At 66.9% G+C, this 869-nt stretch carries 1 protein-coding gene; it reads right to left on the bottom strand.

Annotated features, from left to right (window positions below; translation table 11 throughout):
• Positions 1–146: 146 nt before the first annotated feature.
• On the bottom strand, positions 147–869 hold a 723-nt coding region (larE, locus tag PGX04_RS24440; protein ID WP_273740886.1), incomplete at its 5' end, for an ATP-dependent sacrificial sulfur transferase LarE.

The raw sequence follows: 869 nt of genomic DNA, 5'->3' as shown, positions 1-869 counted from the left end.
GAGCCATGCGAACGGGCGCTTTGCGCCCGTGAGCAGAGAGTGGTGAACGAAGTGAACCCGAGCGGACAAAGGTCGGAGTGAGTGCGTTTGATCGAAATTGTACCGAGGGAGCGGCGAAGCCGCGACCACAGCGTAACATTTCGTTGTTAGTCGTCGTCGGCCTCGGGACTGACGCTCCCCGTCCGATAGCCGTGGAGGTCGAGCGTGACGTGATCGAACCCGAGCTTCGAGAACTCCGCCCGGACCGTCTCGACGAACTCGCGTTCCAGGGTGCGCTCGAGTTCGTCGGGTGCGACCTCGATGCGGGCGAGGCCGTCGTGGTCGCGGACGCGGAACTGGTCGAACCCCCACTGGCGGAGCAGCGCCTCGGCCTGCTCGATCCGCGCAAGTCGGTCGTCGGTGACGTCGAGTCCGGTCGGAATCCGCGAGGAGAGACAGGCCATCGAGGGTTTGTCGGCGACCGACAGATCGTAGCGGTCGGCGATCTCGCGGACCTCGTCCTTCGCGATGTCGTGGGCCAGCAGCGGTGACTGAACGTCGAGTTCCGCCACCGCCTGCAGTCCGGGTCGGTGGCCCGCGCCCGGATCGTCCGCGTTCGTGCCGTCACAGACCGTCCCCACCCCGAGGTCGCGGGCGGTCTCGAGCATCTCGCCGAGTCGCATCGTCCGGCAGTGATAGCAGCGATCGTCGTCGTTTTCGACGAACGCGTCGCTCTCGAGTTCCGAGAAGGAGACGATCTCGTGGCGAATGCCGATCTCGCGTGCGACCCGTTTGGCGTCCTCGAGTTCGGCCGCGGGAAGCGTCTCGCTCTTCGCGGTGCAGGCGACGGCGTCCTCGCCGAGCGCGTCGTGGGCGAGCGCGGCCACCAC

The organism is Natrinema soli (assembly GCF_028618695.1).
The sequence above is the reverse complement of the archived record's forward strand: the minus strand, read 5'-3'. Positions and strand labels throughout refer to the sequence as shown.